General features: G+C 37.1%; 17 protein-coding genes and 1 pseudogene. 11 read left to right on the plus strand and 7 right to left on the minus strand.

Translation table 11 applies throughout. The features are described from left to right. Positions 1–91 precede the first annotated feature (91 nt). The 4 genes from Q9Q86_RS04245 (at position 92) to Q9Q86_RS04260 (ending at position 4,730) form a co-directional block, all read left to right on the plus strand. Positions 92–451, plus strand: coding sequence for a hypothetical protein (locus tag Q9Q86_RS04245; RefSeq protein WP_004911726.1), 360 nt, complete (start codon positions 92–94; stop codon positions 449–451). Positions 452–710: 259 nt separating this feature from the next. After that, entirely contained in the window at positions 711–3,350 is a 2,640-nt protein-coding gene (locus Q9Q86_RS04250) for a bifunctional aconitate hydratase 2/2-methylisocitrate dehydratase (RefSeq protein WP_004911724.1), read from the plus strand. A gap of 71 nt (positions 3,351–3,421) precedes the next feature. Beyond that, entirely contained in the window at positions 3,422–4,435 is a 1,014-nt protein-coding gene (locus Q9Q86_RS04255; protein ID WP_171299327.1) for a putative phage abortive infection protein, read from the plus strand. Between the two features lie 73 nt (positions 4,436–4,508). Next, on the plus strand, positions 4,509–4,730 hold the full coding sequence (locus tag Q9Q86_RS04260) for a hypothetical protein (protein WP_112986927.1): 222 nt from the start codon (positions 4,509–4,511) through the stop codon (positions 4,728–4,730). 85 nt (positions 4,731–4,815) lie between these two features. Here Q9Q86_RS04260 and Q9Q86_RS04265 read toward each other — a convergent pair. Next, a pseudogene (locus Q9Q86_RS04265) lies at positions 4,816–6,272 on the minus strand (DASS family sodium-coupled anion symporter). Between the two features lie 252 nt (positions 6,273–6,524). Between Q9Q86_RS04265 and Q9Q86_RS04270 the strand changes: the two are divergent. The 3 genes from Q9Q86_RS04270 to Q9Q86_RS04280 all read left to right on the plus strand — a co-directional run bounded on the left by Q9Q86_RS04270 (position 6,525) and on the right by Q9Q86_RS04280 (position 8,884). Then, positions 6,525–7,508, plus strand: coding sequence for an ion transporter (locus Q9Q86_RS04270; RefSeq protein ID WP_112986928.1), 984 nt, complete (start codon positions 6,525–6,527; stop codon positions 7,506–7,508). 81 nt (positions 7,509–7,589) lie between these two features. After that, positions 7,590–8,210 (plus strand): LysE family translocator, encoded by a 621-nt coding sequence (locus Q9Q86_RS04275; protein ID WP_004953966.1) that lies wholly within the window; start codon positions 7,590–7,592, stop codon positions 8,208–8,210. Positions 8,211–8,272: 62 nt separating this feature from the next. Further along, entirely contained in the window at positions 8,273–8,884 is a 612-nt protein-coding gene (locus Q9Q86_RS04280) for a DUF2238 domain-containing protein (RefSeq protein ID WP_112986929.1), read from the plus strand. A gap of 20 nt (positions 8,885–8,904) precedes the next feature. Here Q9Q86_RS04280 and Q9Q86_RS04285 read toward each other — a convergent pair whose 3' ends face one another. Beyond that, positions 8,905–10,119, minus strand: a complete 1,215-nt coding sequence (locus tag Q9Q86_RS04285; protein WP_112986930.1) for an MFS transporter — start codon at positions 10,117–10,119, stop codon at positions 8,905–8,907. 246 nt (positions 10,120–10,365) lie between these two features. Between Q9Q86_RS04285 and Q9Q86_RS04290 the strand changes: the two genes are divergently transcribed. After that, positions 10,366–11,286 carry a LysR family transcriptional regulator gene (locus Q9Q86_RS04290; protein ID WP_005402501.1) on the plus strand — a complete coding sequence of 307 codons (921 nt, stop codon included), beginning with the start codon at positions 10,366–10,368 and terminating at the stop codon, positions 11,284–11,286. A 73-nt stretch (positions 11,287–11,359) separates the two neighbouring features. On the opposite strand, the gene Q9Q86_RS04295 is transcribed toward Q9Q86_RS04290, so the two are convergent. The 3 genes from Q9Q86_RS04295 to Q9Q86_RS04305 all read right to left on the minus strand — a co-directional run bounded on the left by Q9Q86_RS04295 (position 11,360) and on the right by Q9Q86_RS04305 (position 13,781). Then, positions 11,360–11,815, minus strand: coding sequence for a DUF441 domain-containing protein (locus Q9Q86_RS04295; RefSeq protein WP_112986931.1), 456 nt, complete (start codon positions 11,813–11,815; stop codon positions 11,360–11,362). A gap of 211 nt (positions 11,816–12,026) precedes the next feature. Further along, positions 12,027–12,773: an IS5 family transposase gene (locus Q9Q86_RS04300; protein ID WP_004912080.1), complete on the minus strand. Its 747-nt coding sequence runs from the start codon at positions 12,771–12,773 to the stop codon at positions 12,027–12,029. A gap of 147 nt (positions 12,774–12,920) precedes the next feature. Beyond that, positions 12,921–13,781, minus strand: a complete 861-nt coding sequence (locus Q9Q86_RS04305) for a hypothetical protein (protein ID WP_112987667.1) — start codon at positions 13,779–13,781, stop codon at positions 12,921–12,923. A 450-nt stretch (positions 13,782–14,231) separates the two neighbouring features. On the opposite strand from Q9Q86_RS04305, the gene Q9Q86_RS04310 reads away from it, so the two are divergent. After that, a complete protein-coding gene (locus Q9Q86_RS04310; RefSeq protein WP_112987668.1) occupies positions 14,232–14,792 on the plus strand; it encodes a TetR/AcrR family transcriptional regulator in 561 nt (186 codons plus the stop codon). A gap of 119 nt (positions 14,793–14,911) precedes the next feature. On the opposite strand, the gene Q9Q86_RS04315 is transcribed toward Q9Q86_RS04310, so the two are convergent. Beyond that, positions 14,912–15,691 (minus strand): ferredoxin--NADP reductase, encoded by a 780-nt coding sequence (locus tag Q9Q86_RS04315; protein ID WP_004911671.1) that lies wholly within the window; start codon positions 15,689–15,691, stop codon positions 14,912–14,914. Between the two features lie 100 nt (positions 15,692–15,791). Here Q9Q86_RS04315 and tsaA point away from each other — a divergent pair, with 100 nt between their 5' ends. Beyond that, positions 15,792–16,514 carry a tRNA (N6-threonylcarbamoyladenosine(37)-N6)-methyltransferase TrmO gene (tsaA, locus tag Q9Q86_RS04320; RefSeq protein ID WP_112987669.1) on the plus strand — a complete coding sequence of 241 codons (723 nt, stop codon included), beginning with the start codon at positions 15,792–15,794 and terminating at the stop codon, positions 16,512–16,514. A gap of 24 nt (positions 16,515–16,538) precedes the next feature. Here the strand turns inward: tsaA and Q9Q86_RS04325 are convergent, their stop codons facing one another. After that, complete coding sequence (locus tag Q9Q86_RS04325; protein ID WP_112987670.1) at positions 16,539–17,804, minus strand: MgtC/SapB family protein; 1,266 nt, start codon at positions 17,802–17,804, stop codon at positions 16,539–16,541. 233 nt (positions 17,805–18,037) lie between these two features. On the opposite strand from Q9Q86_RS04325, the gene Q9Q86_RS04330 reads away from it, so the two are divergent. Further along, positions 18,038–19,795 (plus strand): GspE/PulE family protein, encoded by a 1,758-nt coding sequence (locus tag Q9Q86_RS04330; RefSeq protein ID WP_112987671.1) that lies wholly within the window; start codon positions 18,038–18,040, stop codon positions 19,793–19,795. The last annotated feature ends 70 nt before the right edge of the window (positions 19,796–19,865 follow it).

The following is a 19,865-nucleotide window of genomic DNA, read 5'->3' on the forward strand; positions in this document are numbered from 1 at the left end:
TTAGCGATAGCTGATGTTTTTAAATGCATCTTTTTTGCAAAATGCTTGAGTTTGAGTATGATGTCTACATCTAATTAGCTGCAGTATGAAGATGAAAAAGGTTGTATTGATTGCACTCGGTTTGATTTTGATGGGTTGTGGTAAGAAAGAGCCTTTAACACCAGAACAACAGTGGCATGGCTATTGCGTAAGTATTGGCAATGCAGCTCGTTCTATTGCACTAGATCGTCAGAATGGAATTGAAGAAAAGCAAGCAAAAGAACATGCGAGCAAGATTGAAGATGAGATGACGAGTAAATTTATTTTCGAAATTATTGAAACGGTTTATAGACTTCCAGTAGATCAGTTAAAGTCTGATCCTGATGCGATCCGTGAGGATTTAAAGAAGAAATTTACGGATCAATGTTTGGTAACACCACATGATAAGTTACCGAACTATAAATCATTTTAATTTGACCATTGAAAAGACAACAAGAGTTGTCTTTTTTTATGTACCTAATTCGTTGTTTTATTAGGCTTTGATCTAAGACCAAAGCGGTATTCAAAAGTGACAAACATTTCGCTATAAAATAATGGGCATCACGTAGAAATACGGTAGTTCCATTAACTTTTAAGTCGAAGTCTAGTAAAATTTTGCTGTCCATATTACTTGTAGAGCTTGAAAAAAGCTGGAACTTACAAGTAATTTTTTAAAAAAGAGGAATAACACTGTGCTAGAAGCTTACCGCCAACACGTTGAAGAACGTGCCGCACTCGGAGTCCCACCGAAGCCGCTTGATGATGCTCAAACTGCTGAACTTGTAACTTTATTAAAAAATCCACCAGCAGGCGAAGAAGCATATTTAGTAGATTTGCTTGAAAATCGTGTTCCAGCGGGTGTTGACCAAGCTGCATACGTTAAAGCTGCTTTCTTATCTGCGGTTGCGAAAGGTGAAGCGACTTCTCCACTTGTAACTAAAGAACGCGCAGTTTACTTACTAGGCACGATGCTTGGTGGTTACAACGTAGCTCCTCTTGTTGATCTTTTAGATAATGCTGAGCTTGCTGAATTAGCAGCTGAAGCATTGAAAAAAACACTTCTTGTATTTGATGCATTCCATGATGTAGCAGACAAAGCTAAAGCAGGTAATGTTGCTGCTAAAGCTGTATTGCAATCTTGGGCTGAAGCAGAATGGTTCACAAGCCGTCCTGACGTTCCAGAAGAAATCAAAATCACTGTGTTCAAAGTAACAGGTGAGACGAATACTGATGACTTGTCTCCAGCTCAAGATGCTTGGAGCCGTCCAGATATTCCGTTACACGCTAACGCAATGTTGAAAAACGAACGTGATGGTATCAACCCTGAAAAACCAGGTGAAGTTGGTCCATTAAGCCAAATCAAAGAATTGATCGCGAAAGGCAACCAAGTTGCTTACGTGGGTGACGTTGTTGGTACAGGTTCTTCTCGTAAATCTGCAACTAACTCTGTACTTTGGTTCTTCGGTGACGAACTTCCACACATTCCAAACAAAAAAGATGGTGGTGTGTGCTTAGGTTCTAAGATCGCTCCAATTTTCTTCAATACAATGGAAGATGCAGGTGCATTACCTGTTGAAATCGACGTTGCGAACATGAACATGGGCGACGAAGTTGTATTGAAAATCGATCACGCTGCTGCAAAAGTTACAGCGTTTAAAGATGGCGTACAAATTTCTGAAGCTGAACTTAAAACTCCAGTACTTTTAGACGAAGTACGTGCTGGTGGTCGTATTAACCTGATCATTGGTCGTGGTTTAACAGCTAAAGCGCGTGAAGAATTAGGTCTTGAGCCTTCTACTTTATTCCGTACTCCAGTACAACCTGCTGACACTGGTAAAGGCTTTACTCAAGCTCAGAAGATGGTAGGTCGCGCATGTGGTCTTCCTGAAGGTCAAGGTATCCGTCCAGGAACTTACTGTGAACCTAAGATGACAACTGTTGGTTCTCAAGATACAACAGGTCCTATGACTCGTGACGAGTTAAAAGACTTAGCGTGCTTGGGCTTCTCATCAGATCTAGTGATGCAGTCTTTCTGTCACACAGCTGCGTATCCAAAACCAGTTGACGTAACAACTCACCATACATTACCTGACTTCATCATGAACCGTGGTGGTGTATCTTTACGTCCTGGTGACGGTATTATCCACTCTTGGTTAAACCGTATGTTACTTCCAGATACAGTAGGTACTGGTGGTGACTCACATACTCGTTTCCCAATCGGTATTTCATTCCCAGCGGGTTCAGGTCTTGTTGCGTTCGCAGCAGCTACTGGTGTTATGCCACTTGACATGCCTGAGTCTGTACTTGTTAAGTTCAAAGGTAAAATGCAGCCTGGTATCACTTTACGTGACCTTGTACATGCGATTCCTTACTATGCGATCAAAGCTGGTGACTTAACTGTAGAGAAGAAAGGTAAGAAAAACATCTTCTCTGGTCGTATCCTTGAGATCGACTTAACAGAAATGGAAAATGATTTGACTGTTGAGCAAGCATTCGAACTTTCTGATGCATCTGCTGAACGTTCTGCTGCTGGCTGTTCAATCACTCTTTCTGAAGAGAAAGTTGCTGAATACTTACGTTCTAACATCACAATGTTGAAGTGGATGATCGCTGAAGGTTATGGCGATGCTCGTACACTTGCTCGTCGTGCTGAAAACATGCAGAAGTGGTTAGATAACCCAAGCTTATTAAAAGCTGATGCTGATGCTGAATATACGAAAGTATATGAAATCGATCTTGCTGACATCAAAGAACCTATTCTTTGCTGCCCGAACGATCCAGATGATGCAAAACTTCTTTCTGACGTTCAAGGTGACAAAATTGATGAAGTATTCATCGGTTCTTGTATGACTAACATCGGTCACTTCCGTGCAGCGGGTCAATTGTTGGATAAAGTACCAAGTGGTTCATTATCTACTCGTTTATGGTTGGCTCCACCAACGCGTATGGACGAGCACCAATTGATGGAAGAAGGCATGTACAACATCTATGGTCGTGCTGGTGCGCGTACAGAGATGCCAGGTTGTTCATTGTGTATGGGTAACCAAGCACGTGTAGCGCCGAACACAACATGTGTATCAACTTCTACTCGTAACTTCCCGAACCGTTTAGGTCAAGGTGCAAACGTTTACTTAGCTTCTGCTGAGCTTGCATCTGTAGCTGCGGTACTTGGTAAATTACCAAGCCCAGAAGAATATCAACAGTACGCGTCGCAAATCGACAGCGCTTCTGCTGATATCTACAAATACTTAAACTTCGACAAGATGAGCGAATATACAAAAGAAGCTGATCAAGTTGATACCAAGAAAATCCAAGCGGCTCAATTGACTTAATTATTTGAAAATTAATCGAAAATGAGTTAAAAAGACCTTCAATATTTTGAGGGTCTTTTTTTATGAGGTTTTTGAAAAGATATTGGTTGTTGTTATTGATAATTCTTGGAATATTTATAATTCAAGTTTTATTGTATTTTAATACTTTTGGTAATCAACATGATTTTAAAGTATTTTTTTGGGAAAATTTAGGTGAAAAAGATTGGAATGCAAGTGAGGATGATGGTTTAGAAGGTAAATGGGGAGCATTCGGGGACTATATGGGGGGTATATTGAATCCTATATTAGGTTTTATAACAATTATCTTACTTCTAGTCTCACACTATAAAGATGTTCAAAGAGATGTTAATTATCACAAACAGAGAGAAATAGATTTATTATTAATGCGAATACATAAGCTAATAGAAATGCATAATAATAATATTGATGGATTTTCTATAGATGATAAAAGTGGTAATCCTAAACTTAAAGGAAAATTTATTTTTTCAGCTTTATGTAATCTAATTGACATTTTGTGCGAAAAATTTGCCCACTTGAAGAATAAAGGTCTGATAGAAAAGGATATATTAACTTTGTGTTTCACTATAGTTTACTATGGTAGAGGAGAGAGTTTGAAGAACATATTAGAAATAAATTTTTCAAAATTAAATTTTGAAAGAGATATAAAAGATATTATCGATGGTTTAGATCATAAAATAAGTAGCAATCAAGATTTAGAATTATTTAATGGATTTACTATTACATTTGGAACTTATTTTAGAAGTTTATTTCATTTGGTGGATACTATTCATACAAATAATTTATTGAATTCTGAACAGAAGTATGAACTTATAAAAGATATAAGATCACAAATGAGTAATAATGAGCAAGAATTATTGTTAATAAATACTATGACTGGATTGGGGAATAGATGGGTGGCGGATGGATTAATATTGGAATATAAATTAGCTAGAAATATTGATCGTAATCATGATTTTAGTGGATATAAATTAGAAAATTATATTTTATCTATTATTGAGAAAGAGTACTCCTCCTTATTGCCATTACAAAAAAATGAAATATACAGAAAATATTTTGAGAGATAGTATTAATAATACTTAATATAATAATCGGTTTAATCCATGCATTGTTAAATGATTTAGATAAGTTGGTCTGAAAATGTCTAAACAATCGCGATTCCTCTGCATAGGTGGCTTTCTTAACGGTTCTGCTGTTAAAGACCAAGGTGACAGCTTTATATGCGTCGAAAATTGCAAACAAGTCACTTACCGAAAAATGGAAATTTTCCATCAAGACTCGTGGGATCAAGATTACTACGTCTGTGAAACTATAACAGATCAACAAGCGAGAAATTGGGTTTATGATATCAAACCCAATTAATTGAGTAGAGGTAATTTATTAATTTTTAAAATAAATATATGATAAAGCCCCTTTTTTAAGGGGCTTCTTTTTAACTTAGATAATCCTACCAATACCCCAACACTTTCCACCAAAGTCCGCCAATCACCACAAATATGATGATATTGACGACACTCATGACAAAGCCAGCTTTCCACCATTCACCCAGTGTGGTGTAACCCGAACCAAACACCACAGGAGATGTACCCGTTGCATAATGGGTCAAGGTCATCATGATACTGGAAGCGGCTGCCATCATTAAGGCAAACAACATCGGTGGCGCACCCAATGCGAGTCCAGCTGTATAAAATGCTGCAAACATGGCTGTGATATGAGCTGTGGTACTGGCAAACATATAGTGTGCATACAAATAGGCGAGCATTAACAATAAACACGCAGGCATCCAGCCTAGACCTAATGAACCGATGCTACTTTCCAAGACACCTGAAAACCAAGTGATTAACCCGAGCTTATTTAAATAAGTCGCCATCATCACTAAAGCTGCGAACCAAGTGATGGTATCCCACGCACTTTTTGCGTCAGGATATCTTCCCAAGTTAAAACACCAGTGAGCAATAACAAAGTCAAACCAATAAATGCTGTGGTAGTTGGATCAACAGCCCAAGCTGAACCCAAGATCATGGCAGGAATACCTGCCCACAACAGCAATAAGATTCCGAAAACACCAAGCATAATGATTTCATCTTTACTCACTGCACCCATTTCTTTGAGTTTTGTTTTTGCAAATTGAGCTGCATTAGGAGTTTCTTTCACTTCAGGGGGATACATCCAGTACATGATCAATGGCATGACGATTAATGCAACTAAACCAGGGAGTAACATTGCAATCGCCCAAGTACTCCAACTCAACGAAATCTGACTATTGGTTGCCTTCGCCACGAGATCAACGACCAATGGATTAGGTGCTGTAGCTGTAATAAACATGGCAGAAGTAATTGGATTGGCTTGGTAATTCACCAAAGCTAAAAATTTCCCCATACGACCTTCAGTTCCCTTAGTAGGGTCAGAGTCATAACTGGTAGAAATTGCACGTACAATCGGGTGAATAATTCCACCACCACGTGCAGTATTACTTGGAGTAACTGGTGCAAGTATCAGCTCAGACAGCGCCATGCTATAACCGATCCCGATGGTCTTTTTGCCCCAAACAGCGATAAATAAATAGCCTAAGCGAGCACCTAATTCAGTTTTCTGCAATCCTTTGGAGATCATGATAGAAATACCGATCAGCCAAATGAGCGGATTAGCAAAACTACTTAAAGCGTCTTTTATAGCATCACTGGGATTATTGCTAGTGACACCTGTAACGGCAACCAAAGTGATAGCAAGTATTGCAATAGCCCCGATCGGCATAGCTTTACCAATAATAGCGGCAATTACACCGATAAACATAGCGAGCAGATGCCATGCCTGAGGGCTAACACCTGACGGCACAGGAATAATGAACCATATGATTAAAGCGATACCAATTGAAATCAAAGTGGGAATAGGTTTAAAGCCCATATAAATTTCTCGTTCTGTTCATGTGTAAGATGGAATTTGTTTTTATAAAAGTGATAGGTTCAAATCATTTTTGAGATATGAACTTGATTAAATGATAATTTATAAGCAAGCAAACTACTGTTGCTGCAAAGTTATTTTTTATTCTTAGCAATGTGATTTACCGAAATAATTCAGTAAATGCCCAAATATCGTATCCAGTGCTTGATCAACATGATACATTTTTGTCTTGGTTGAGATAACTATAAGTATGGTATGGCAAAGCTTTCAATAAAACGGTTAAGACTTTTTGTTTATAACAATTTACAAAATGATGATCATCAAAGCACCTTTAGTTTGTGCGTAAACTATTTTTTGATTTTTTTAATCGTTGGAAACGTTGCGGCAGTTATTTTGGAGTCGATCACTGAACTGTATTTGGCGTACCAAGTCCATTTTGATGTGTTTGAAAATATATCAATCGCTCTATTCTCCATCGAGTACGTACTTAGACTGTGGAGTATTGTTGAAAAGGAACCTAGTCTTCCAGCAAGCCAACAGCGTTTGAAATGGATGCGTAGCGGGGGGGCTATTATCGACTTGGTTGCAATCTTACCTGCTTATCTTAATTTCTTCGTGCCAATTGATTTACGCGTGCTGCGAATCTTACGCTTGTTGAGACTACTTAAATTAACCCGCTATTTTGTGTCATTACAGATTTTACTCAGGGTCATCAAGCGTGAAAAAGGATCATTCCAAGCTGTCATTTTTATATTAGTGATTCTTATCGTGATGGCTGCCTCTGGTATTTATGTAGTCGAAAACAAAGCACAGCCTGAAGCATTTAGTTCAATTCCTCACGCGATGTGGTGGGCAGTCGTTACGCTTACAACAGTAGGGTATGGTGATGTTACGCCTATCACAAATATGGGTAAGTTTTTAGGTGCAATTATTACGATTTTAGGTGTGGGGATTGCAGCTTTACCTGCGGGTATTTTGGCTTCTGGTTTGGCTAATGAACTCAATCAACGAAATCAGCGTCTGGAACAAGAGTTCCGTGAGCTTGTTCAAGCGCATGGTTTTGAGGTAGTTCACAATACGATCGAATTAGAAAAGTTAAGACAGCGAGTAGGATTACCCAAAGAGCAAATGCATGAAATTATTATCCAACTTTTGCGAGAGCATGTTTTAGAAGAACAAGAGCAACAAAACTCAAAGAAACACTATTGTCCTTATTGCGGCGAAAAGCTACCAGAATAAAAAGTTTTATTGTTTGAAATAAACTGACTTAATTGGCTGTTATAGTAAGTGTAAATTTGAACAATTGTTTTGATTTTGTATATGAGTTTACTGACCTTTTTTTCTTTTGTTGTTTATTCGATTGTCACGTCTATAACACCTGGGCCCAATAATATTATGTTGGCAGCATCAGGTTTGAATTTTGGATTTAAGCGAAGTATTCCGCATATTTTAGGCATCGGATTTGGCTTTGGTGTGATGGTTATGCTTGTTGGGTTCGGCATAGGAGCCACACTTGGACAATCTCCTTTGATGTATGAAATATTGAAAATAGTTGGGATCGTATATTTACTTTATCTAGCTTATAAAATTTATGGTGCAGGACGAGTAGATGGAGAAGAAAAGCCTGAAAAGCCATTAAGTTTTATGGGGGCTGCCTTATTTCAGTGGGTTAATCCTAAGGCTTGGATTATGGCATTGGGTGCGATTGCAACCTATAGCTCTGTAAATAGCCATTTGGCTGAGTTTGTTTTTATTGGTGCGATTTTCGGATTGGTTAGCATTCCTTGTGTTGGAATCTGGGCTTATATGGGACAACGCTTGCAAAGCATTGTGAATGATCAGAAGAAGGTTCAATATTTTAATACAGCTATGGCATTATTATTGGTCATCTCTGTGGTATCGCCGATTGTTGAATCATTTAAATTTTTCTTTTCGATCTAAATATTGATTAATATGGACATGAAGAATGACCTTATAAAAATTAAAGAATTGAGGGGGCGACGATGAATCAAAAATTAGTGTTGTTGTTTGCGATGCTCTTTTTAGTTTTGAGTTTAATTATTTCGGGAATTGATCATTTTGACCGTGGTACATGGTTCATGGAAGTATTACCTGTATTAATTGTCGTTCCACTATTGATTCACACTTATAAAAGATTTCCTCTGACTAATCTTCTCTATATATTAATTTTTATTCATTGCATGGTATTGATTGTTGGTGGAACGTATACCTATGCACGTGTGCCATTTGGATTTGAAATGGCAGAATGGTTTGGTTTAGACCGAAATCCTTACGATAAAATTGGGCATTTTATGCAAGGTTTTGTTCCAGCAATTGCAGCACGTGAAATTTTGCTGAGAAATGACATCTTAAAGCATGGAAAAATGCTGATTTTTATTGTCATTTCTATTGTGCTTGCGATAAGTGCTAGTTATGAGTTAATAGAATGGGCTGCAGCACTTGCGCTTGGTGAAGGTGCGGAAGAGTTTTTAGGAACACAAGGTTATGAGTGGGATACCCAGTCAGATATGTTTTTCGCCTTGATTGGATCGGTCAGTGCTTTGTTTTTGTTGTCAAAATGGCATGACCGACAGCTTTATAAGTTAGTACACTAACGAAAAAATTCGTCAGTCTGTCATTGAAGAATAACAGACTGTTTATTTGCTGAATATTTAGTGTAGGCAAGGGCAATTAATAAAATAATCAAACCGCCTAAACTTAGAACAAAGCCAACCCATATTGGTGCTAGCCAGCCCATATTGTGACTCAATACCCATCCACCTAGAAATGCACCTAAGGCATTTGCCAAATTGAATGCTGAATGATTCAAAGATGCTGCTAAAGTTTGTGCATCACCCGCAATATCCATCAAATGTGTTTGTAAGGCACCGCCTAAACCAATTACGGTGAATCCAATTAAAAATAAAGCAAGGATGGCTGTATAAAGATTTGTCATCATAAAACTTGCAAATACAAAGGCCAATGCAGAACTTATAAGAATACCAATCATGGTTTTGAATAGGCTTTTATCAGCCAACCAACCAGCTACTAAGCCTCCGATGACCATGCCTGTTCCCCATATTGCTAGAGCGATTGGCACAATGTTGATATCTGCATGTGTATATTCAGTCAGTATAGGAGACACATAGCTATATACAGAGAACATGCCACCAAAACCAATTGCTCCAACTGCCAAATTCAGCCACATATTAATATTTTTTAGCCCAGCTAATTCAGCTTTAATGCTAGCTGTTTTTTGCAAAGGAATATTGGGTACAAATAAACTTACGCCTATCAGTGTAATGAAAGCGATTGTCGCAGAAAATTCAAATCCTGCCTTCCAACCAAACTGTTGTCCTAACCAAGTGGCTATAGGAACACCGATCACATTCGCAATGGTTAAGCCCATCATAACTTGTGCAATCGCTGTTGCACGACGATGTTTACCTGCTAACTCTGCCGCGACTAAAGCTGCTACACCAAAGTATGCGCCGTGAGGAAATCCTGCAATAAATCGAGAAATAAGCATTGCATCTGAAGATGTGGCAAAAGCAGTAGCAGCGTTTGCGAGACCGTAAAACAGCATTAGTGATAATAATAAAGTTTTTCTAGGCACTTTAGCACCTAAGATGGCAATGATAGGAGCACCCACCATTACACCTAATGCATATGCACTGATGAAATAACCTGCATGTGGGACACTGACATGAAGATCAGTTGCAATTTCTTGAATAAGCCCCATTGCGACAAATTCAGTAGTACCAATACAGAAACTACCAACAGCCAAGGAGAAAATTACAAGAAATAAGGAATATTGTTTTGTTTGATTCAATTCTGAGGGAGATGACATAACATTTTAAGGAAAAAGTGACGCTACTATTATATTCAAGACAGTTGCAAAAATGTGAAAAGGAACGTAAATGAACTCAAGGCATTTGTTGATTCAAAGAAATAGTGTCGTGTGTTCACATGAATTTGACACATGATGTATATGATGTAAGTCGTTTTTTAGACATTTGGAATAGCAGAAATATATAGTGAGGTTAACTCATTAATTTTGTGCTAAGATGAAATAAATTCAATAATGGTTGGTGCTGTGTTAGAGCTTAGACATTTAAAAACACTACTCGCTTTAAGAGAGCATGGCTCTTTAGTTGCCGCAGCGGCAGATTTATGTCTGACTCCATCTGCTATTTCTCATCAGTTAAAAGAATTAGACCATTGGTATGGAGTAGAAGTTGTCAATAGACGTAGCCGTCCTGTGAGTTTTTCTAATGTGGGTGAGCGTCTCCTGAAATTAGCTGATGATGTGTTACCACAAGTTCAAATTGCACAGACGGATATCACTCGAATCGTACATGGGCAAACAGGTCGCATAATTTTTTCTTCTGAATGTCATAGCTGTTTCGATTGGCTCATGCCTTTGTTAAATCAATATCGTCAACAATATCCTGACGTAGATTTAGACTTTGCAGCAGGTTTTGAGTCAAACCCGCATGAACTTCTTCAAAACGCTGAATTTGACTTACTGATCACGGCAGATCCAATTGCGCTAAAAGGTATAGAATACTTTCCAATCTTTGAGTATGAATCACGTCTAGTTTTATCAAATACACATCATTTGGTGAGAGCAGAACATATTACCGTTCAAGATCTGGCTGAAGAGACTTTGATTACCTATCCAGTCGATAAGCATCGTTTGGATATTATGGCTCATCTGTTTTTACCCGCGAATATTTTGCCAAAACACATTCGGACTACTGATTTGACTCAGATGTTAATTCAACTTGTAGCGAGTGGGCGCGGTATTGCAGCTTTGCCTGATTGGGTTGTGAATGAATATGAGCAAAAAGGATGGGTGGTGAGTCGTCGCTTAGATTGTGTTTCACCAAAAGGTTTGAGAAGAACGCTCTATGCGGGTTATCGTACTGATGAAAAAGAGAAAAGCTATTTTGAAGGCTTTTTAAAGCAATTAGAAAAATTCTCACAAAAGCGTGTGATGTATTACGAACGTTAATTTGATCGTTTTAAAGTCTGCGTTATAGATTTGGTGCATTTATGACGGTAGGTTATCTGATTGGTTTGAGATATTAGCTCTTACCAATCAATATCGATAATATGCCTGCTGCAATTAGTGGACCGACAGGTACTCCACGTAATAATGCAACACCCGCGACTGTTCCAATCAATAATCCTGCTACAACGTCCGGTTGGTGACTCATCAATTTCACACCTCGTCCACCTAACCAAGCTACGAATACGCCAACAGCAATAGCCAAAAGAGATTTGTAACTTAGGAATGATTTTAAAATACTTTCACCACTGAGTTTTCCACTTGCGATTGGGGAAAGAACACCAATGGTTAATACGATAATTCCGATGTTTAAAGCATGTTGCTGAATGTAAGGAAAAAGCTGATTGAGCGGAGTGATTTTCATTATGATTAGTACAGCTGTTGCAATCATAACAGCCGTATTTTGACTGAAAACACCAAATCCTAATAAGATCAGTAAAACTAGAAGATTGAAATCGAAGTGTGCAAACATTGGATTGAAAGGTAATAAAACTTGAATTGTAACGCAATTGGCTACAAGTTTGACAGCTTATGTAAACTTCGCTGTTAAAAGGCAGAACCATTCAGAATCACAAAAAAGATTCGCTTCAAGCTCACTATGATTAGCGAAAGTTTTTAGCAGTTGATCTTATTTATATCAGTATTGATTAGGGTCTGTTGACATTTACTGTTCATAATTAAACCTATAAAGGTAGCCATAAAAATATACAGGCTAAGGCAACAGCACTTTGATAATTTCTTTTGAGCTTGTCATATCGAGTAGCTATCCCTCTAAATTGTTTTAATCTACAAAACATATTTTCAACTAAATGCCTGATTTTATATAAATACCAGTCCATATGATCATTGTTCGATTGGCTATTTATTTTCTTTGGTATATTCGCTTTTGTTCCTGTTTTTCTGATCTGCTCACGCAGTGGTTCTGAATCATAGCCTTTATCTGCGCATACCACTTCTGTCTCTTTTAAATCTAATGTTGCTATTAAATCAGGTGCAACTTTGATGTCATGTGTAGTGCCATCGGTAATCATGAAATCAATAGGATTGCCATGTGAATCAACAATCAAATGTATTTTTGAGGAGTTTCCTCCTACACTTTTAGAAATGGATTGATTCGCTATACCGGCAGAATGTTGATGAGCACGTACGTGAGAGCCATCAATAAAAATCCACTCCATATCGGGGCATGATGCTAATAATTTGAATAATCTAAGCAACTTACCGCTGCTTGACCAACGATTAAAACGTTTGAAAATAGAGTTTGATTGACCGAAATAGGAAGGAATATCTCGCCACGGACAGCCTGTTCTAATTCTATAGAGAATAGCTTCAATAAAATTACGTAAATTTGAGTTGTGATGAATAGATAAATTACGCAAAATAGTTTTCAACTTTTGCCAGTGTTGATCTGTCAGCATGGTACGAGGCATAGCGAATAGTAAAATTGGGTTTGGCGATTTGATTTTACTACTTCGCTATTTTTTTAAGCTAAAAGTGTCAACACACCCTAATCGAACGAAAATTTTAAGGTCATCTTAATCCTTGATTTGGAGATGACCTTATTATTAAGAAGAAAATTATGCAAGTTTTCTAAACGATTCAAATTGATAAGTTGCAATTTGTTCATCCCAGAATTGTTGCCATAAATCACAATATTCTAAACAAATTTGTCGGATATAAGGATAGTCAGATTCTACACAGGCTTGAGCTAGAACAAACCAGAGATCATCCTCATGGTCATCGTCAGCAGTTTCAGCAGTTTCATCTTGTGAAGCACCATGCACATAGTAGTAACCACTATCAACGTTAAAGCCTACAGCTTTAGTTGCTTGACGCAAGGCAGGACTAAAAAGAATAACTTCTTCTTCTGCAACAGCCAATAACGCTGTTACGGCTTCATAACAATCGAAAGCATATTCAAGATAGTTCTTCACTTGTTGAGCAATAATCGAGGGCTGATAATTGTTGCGCTCTGCTTGTGTTAATTCGAAATCATCGAGTACATCTTCAAATAAAGGATAGTGTGCATAATCAGGATTACCAGCATAGTATCCATTGATATCTAAGGCTGGACGATAGCCATACTCATCTAAGACATTGAGGTTGAGTAAGAAGCGGGCATACATCTTTGAACCTGATTTCAGGCGAGGTTCGAGTTGTTTGGTTTGGAATTGAGCCATCAATAAAGCATCTGTAAATACTTGCACTATGGCATGTCGGTATTCAAGGTGAATATGTTTTAAGGTTTCTTTATCAATTGAGCCATCATTTAATAGCTGAATTGCAGGGTGTTTAGACACAGGATGTTGTGAAATCTCTTCGCGCAAAGTTTTGAGAAACTGCACGTTTTTACTCCATAAATCCTCAGAAATACTATTTTTCATTCCGTCTATAGCTTTCTGTCTTGGGTTATCAAAATCTTCAAATTTTTTTGGCATAGTCTTCTACTCAATAAATTAATATTATTGCTTTTTTCCAATTATATATTGCCGATTTCTTTTGGTCGCTTATAAATATATCTTTTAGTTCAACCAAAAATCTTTTTATTGTATTAATAAAATATAAGACTATTTTTTTTTGAAAGCAATTGATTCTCGTTTTTGAAAACTAAGGGATGTACTTAATTAGCTAATTTATTATTGTAAAAAAGTGATTTAATGCACACAATAATGACTGTTTTATTTATAAGAAAAAAATTTTTTTACAAATTATCTTGTGTATTCCTACTTTTTTGCTTAACTTAATCATGAGTTGTTTAAGAAAAGTTTCCATATTTTCGATAATGCTCTTAAAATAATATGAATAAGCATAGTAGCCAGAATTATCCAGCATTTACTATGTCTAAATAATACATTAAGTTTTTTGATAAAATTCTAAAGGATAATAAAATGTCAAAAAAAGAAGATATTATTACAACGGCACTGAATTTATTTAACCGTCATAACTATAGTTCTATAGGAATTGATCGAATTATCAGTGAGTCAGGCGTCGCTAAGATGACTTTCTACAAGTATTTCCCATCTAAAGAGAGTCTAATCGAAGAGTGTTTATCTAGAAGAAATAAAAGCATTCAGCAAGCGATTGAGCAACAATTAAATCAGATTGATGAGGGTGATTATTTAGGAAAAATTAAAGCAGTATATTTTTGGCATGTGTCATGGTTTAACTCGGATGATTTCCATGGTTGTATGTTTCAAAAGGCTTCATTGGAAATTTTACAACAATACCCATCTATTATTGGTCCAATTGTCGACTATAGAAATTGGTTGATGAATTTAGTTGAAGATCTATTTGAAAAGGCAAAAGTATTTCAACCTCATGTGTTAACTACGATGTATATTAATATTCTTGATGGGATGACGACACTTGCAAAGGTAAATCAAGATCATGTTCAAATTGAAGAGTGTTGGTATTATATTGTGCGATTAATTTCTTTTGAAGCTGCTTAATAAATAGTTTTTATTGCTCTAAATAATATTATTAAAGATCACTAAATAAGCTATTAATAAGATTTAATAATAAAAAAGCCGGGGATATCTTCCTCGGCTTTTTTATTAATGCATAGGTATTATTTTTCTACGAAAGCACGTTCGATTACATAATCACCCATTACACCCATACGTGGTGATTCAACGAGACCATGTTCATCTAAAAGTGCAGCTACATCTTTCAAGAAAGCAGGGCTACCACATAACATTGCACGGTCAGTTTCACGATTGAAACGTGGCAAACCAATTTTTTCAAATAATTGACCTGTTTCAATAGCAGTAGTCACACGACCTTGTGTATGGAATGGTTCACGTGTAACTGTAGGGTAATATACGAGTTTATCTTTGATTCCTAGCTCTTCGAAAAATTCATGATTTGGAAGCTCATTAAGAATCAAATCTTGATATGCAAGTTCAGAAATATAACGTGTACCGTGCACAACGATCACTTTCTCAAACTTTTCATAAGTTTCAGGATCACGAATAAGTGAAAGGAAAGGTGCTAAACCAGTACCAGAAGATAAAAGGTATAAATTTTTACCAGGCAATAAATCATCATGTACTAAAGTACCTGTTGGTTTTTTTGAAATAAGGATTTCGTCACCAACCTGAACTTTTTGTAAAATAGAAGTTAAAGGACCATCAGGTACTTTAATCGAGAAGAATTCTAATTCTTCTTCATAATTCGCACTCGCAATCGAATAAGCACGCATTAAAGGCTTACCATTCACTTCAAGTCCGATCATTACAAACTGACCATTTTTAAAACGTAAGCTTGTGTCGCGTGTAGTTTTAAAACTGAAAAGCGTGTCATTCCAGTGGTGAACATGAGTAATGCGTTCAACGTTAAAAGCAGCCATTAAAGGTCTCGATCACAGTTAAAAGAAACAGATTGCTATTCTAATCTAAAATCATTCTCTATAAACTGAATATATTTAATTGTCTTTATAAGAAAAAGTGATGAATTCCGTTGTTACAATTCCGATCATTGGTTATATGCATTCACCTTATTGTGAAAAATTTGGCATTCCACGACAACCAAATTTGGTTCAGGTGGAGTCATATATCGAAATGATCGAGCCTTATAACGATATATTGGCTTTTGAAGGGATAGATGAATTTAGTCATTTATGGCTACTTTGGCAGTTCCATAACAATAAGCATCAAGCAAACAACACTGATGCTGGACATAAATTTCGAGCACAAGTTCGACCACCTAGATTAGGTGGTAATCAAAAAATTGGTGTCTTTGCCACAAGAAGTATGTACCGACCATCTCCGATTGGACTATCCGTGGTGCAATTCTTGCGTATTGAAAAGTTAGCAGATCGTGTTCGAATTTATGTTACAGGTGCTGATTTGTTAGATGGTACGCCGATTGTAGACATTAAACCTTATATTCAATATTCGGATTCTATTGCAAATGCATTAAGTGGATATGCTCAAGAAGAGCCTCAGCGTAAGCAAGTTGTTTGGAGTGAGATGGCATTGCATCAACGACAACAATTTATCCAAAAAGACCAAATACCTATTCGCATATTTAATGAAATGGAGCAAGTATTGGCTTTAGACCCAAGACCTGCATATCATGAGGATGCTGAACGGATTTATAAAATGAAGTTTTCCCAATTCGATGTAAATTTCAAAGTCATAGCGAATACCATCGAAATTGTGAAACTTTAATGTCAGCTTTGGCTATTCTATTTATCAGCGGGATACCCAAACTAAAATAACTAAAATAGCCATATGAAGAATCTGTGCTGGAACGAATGCAAGTGCATATTTAGAACCGCCTGTAAGCCCAGCATTAATACTTTTTGACATCGCGTGGGCACATAGACCAACCATTAAAGCAATTAGCAATGGTGTTGCCTGAGCCGTATTTGGATCGCCTTGGACGACTATTGCGGCAATTGCCGCATGAATTTCAAATAAAGAGGCGATGAATGTTCCAATAATAAGTCCGCTATTACCTAACCATAAATTTAAGCCATAGACGGCTGCTTGTATGGTGGATAATGCTACGGTAATAACAATCGCATTTTTAAAACTAAACATACGACTTTCATCAGTTTTTTGACTTAGCTCATTTTTAGTAGATTTACGCAACAGATAAATAGACCATGCAAATAGTAATAAGGTCGAAATTAAACTAGGTATTAAAAGAAGCTCTAACCATGCCATGCTGATACTAGCGACGATAATCAGCATTTGAACTAAAGTTGCAACGCAAGACATCAGCGCAGCACCTGCATTGATTTTAGGGTCGGCATGATTATTACGAACTTCCATACCTAAGTTTGCGACAGTTGCAGTACTTGATACAAAGCCTGAAGCTAAGGAGGAAAAAACGATCGCATTTCTAGAAGATAACAAGCGTTTGGCAAAATGAGCTAACGCTTGAACCAATAAAATCAAGCTGAGTAACTTGAGAATCGTATAAGGATTTAAAACGGGTCCCCAATACGCTTTATCAGGTGCTAAAGGTAATCCAATAAGAATAAGTGCCAGTAATAAAACACCATCCCTTAATTCAGTCTCGCTAATCCATTGATTAGCTAATCCATGTAATGTTTCTTTGGCAAAGAGCAGTATGGTCAAAGTGACAGCAAGACCTGCCGCTAAATTGATATTCCAAATACATACTGCACCTATAAAATAGGTCATGATAAAGGCAAGTTCTGTTGTAACCCCTGGATCATCTTGTTGATTACGTAGCGACGCAATACTAATTGCACCGACTAGAATTGCCCCCGTGATTCCAATTTCTAAGTTAAATAAAAAACACAACGTACCTAAAAGTGAGGTGATTGCAAAAGTTCTAAAACCTGCAAATGTTTTAGTTTTATGCCTACTTTTACTGCGTTCACGTTCTAAACCAATCAATAATCCACAGCCCAAAGACACTGCAAAAATCATCATAAGTTGGCTGAATGATGTATTTTGTATCGAATAATTCATGAGTTCAGCCATAATTTATCTCTGTTGTTATATGTTCATCATGCAGCGTTGATATGGAAGGATGAAACATTTCAAATATTTAATCGTTTCTAAAACTTATATCACAATTTCACAAAGTTTATAGTCAAATTATTGAACTTATGTCTATGTTTTCAAGGCGTATTTACTGAGTTGGAATCTACAAAATGATCTGACAGATTCTGCTGGTTCTCTGTTATATTATAGAAATTAGTTGGGGTATAACAATGACGTTTAACTTTGAAATCGATATTTTTTGGTGTTTAGAACAATTACAAAAAGACGGAAGAATTAATGAGCGTGATAAATTATTGGTACAAACTACACATCGCCAAAAAGAACAATTGAAATGGCATCCTCTTCAATGGATAGCAAACTTTAATTTAAAAGACCAGCTAAATGCTGGGCAAACCTTAACACTAAATCGGTTATGTCTATGGTTGGCTGAAAAGTCTCAAGTTCCTTTATTTGTTATTGATCCATTAAAAGCTGATGTAGCAGTTTTAACTGGGGTTATGTCGCAGGAGTTTGCTGTACGGAACCATATTCTTGCCGTTGAAGTACACGCAGATCGTATTCTGATTGGTACGGATCAACCATTTTCTTTGGAGTGGAAAAATAATTTAGAGAGGAGCCTCAGTCCTAAGAAAGTTGAACCCGTTCTCCTCAATCCTGAACAGCTTCGTCGCTATTTGGTTGAGTATTATCAAGTCAGTCGAGCTGTAAATTCCTCTCAAAACTCTAGTCCTTTCGATCGAGATAATAAGGGTGTTGAAGCTCTATTACAGCTTGGTGATACCCAAAATCCTGATGCTAATGATCAGCACATTGTTAAATTGGTGGATTGGGTGTTGCAATTTGCTTTCGAGCAAGGTGCTAGCGATATCCATCTAGAACCTCGCAAGGAAAAGGGTAAGGTACGTTTTCGTATCGATGGTGTATTACATACAATTTATAATATGCCTGCAAATACTCTCACAGCAGTGATTTCACGGATTAAAATTCTTGGTCGAATGAATGTCGCTGAAAAACGTAAACCACAAGATGGTCGTTTGAAAACACGAACACCTAAAGGACAAGAAACAGAGTTACGTTTATCAACTTTGCCTACAGCATTTGGTGAAAAGTTGGTAATGCGTATTTTTGATCCTGAAGTATTGGTTAGAAGTTTTCAACAACTGGGATTCGAAGGACATTTGTTACATAGTTGGCAGCAATTAACGCAACATAGTCATGGGATTATTTTAGTAACAGGTCCAACAGGCTCTGGTAAAACCACAACTTTATATTCCTCATTGAAGCAATTAGCTACTGAACAAGTGAATGTATGTACCATTGAAGATCCAATCGAAATGTTGGAGCCAAGTTTTAACCAAATGCAGGTTAATCCAACGATTGAATTGGGATTCGCAGATAGTGTACGAGCTTTGATGCGTCAAGATCCTGATATCATCATGGTGGGTGAGATTCGTGATCACGATACTGCAAATATGGCAATTCAAGCCGCACTCACAGGACATTTGGTATTATCAACTTTACATACCAATGATGCACCTTCAAGTTTAACTCGTCTGCATGATTTGGGTGTTCAACCATTTTTAACAGCTGCAACCATTCTTGGTGTATTGGCACAACGCTTGGTCCGTCGTTTATGTCCGCAATGTAAACAAGAAACCTCAATGAATGAACAAGAGTGGGAACACCTGACTTTTGATTACATTATGGAAATGCCTGAAACGATGTATAAGGCGGTTGGATGTGAAACCTGTCGTCATACAGGTTATAAAGGTCGTGTAGGAATTTATGAGTTTATGCCAGTGAGTCTCGAACTCAAATCTTTGATTAGTGCACATGGAACTTTGAATGATTTAAAAGTACAGGCAAAAAAAGAGGGTGTTGAACCTTTGAGAATTGCAGGTGCTCGTAAAGTGATTGAAGGCGTAACAACTTTGGAAGAAGTACTCCGTGTCGTGCCATTGAGTTAAGCAAAATAGAAATCTTAAGATTCACCTCATCTAGCTTTGTTTAAATACCTTTATCAAAAGTGAATACATA

It is taken from the genome of Acinetobacter sp. A22, assembly GCF_030913345.1.
GTDB classification, from domain to species: domain Bacteria; phylum Pseudomonadota; class Gammaproteobacteria; order Pseudomonadales; family Moraxellaceae; genus Acinetobacter; species Acinetobacter junii.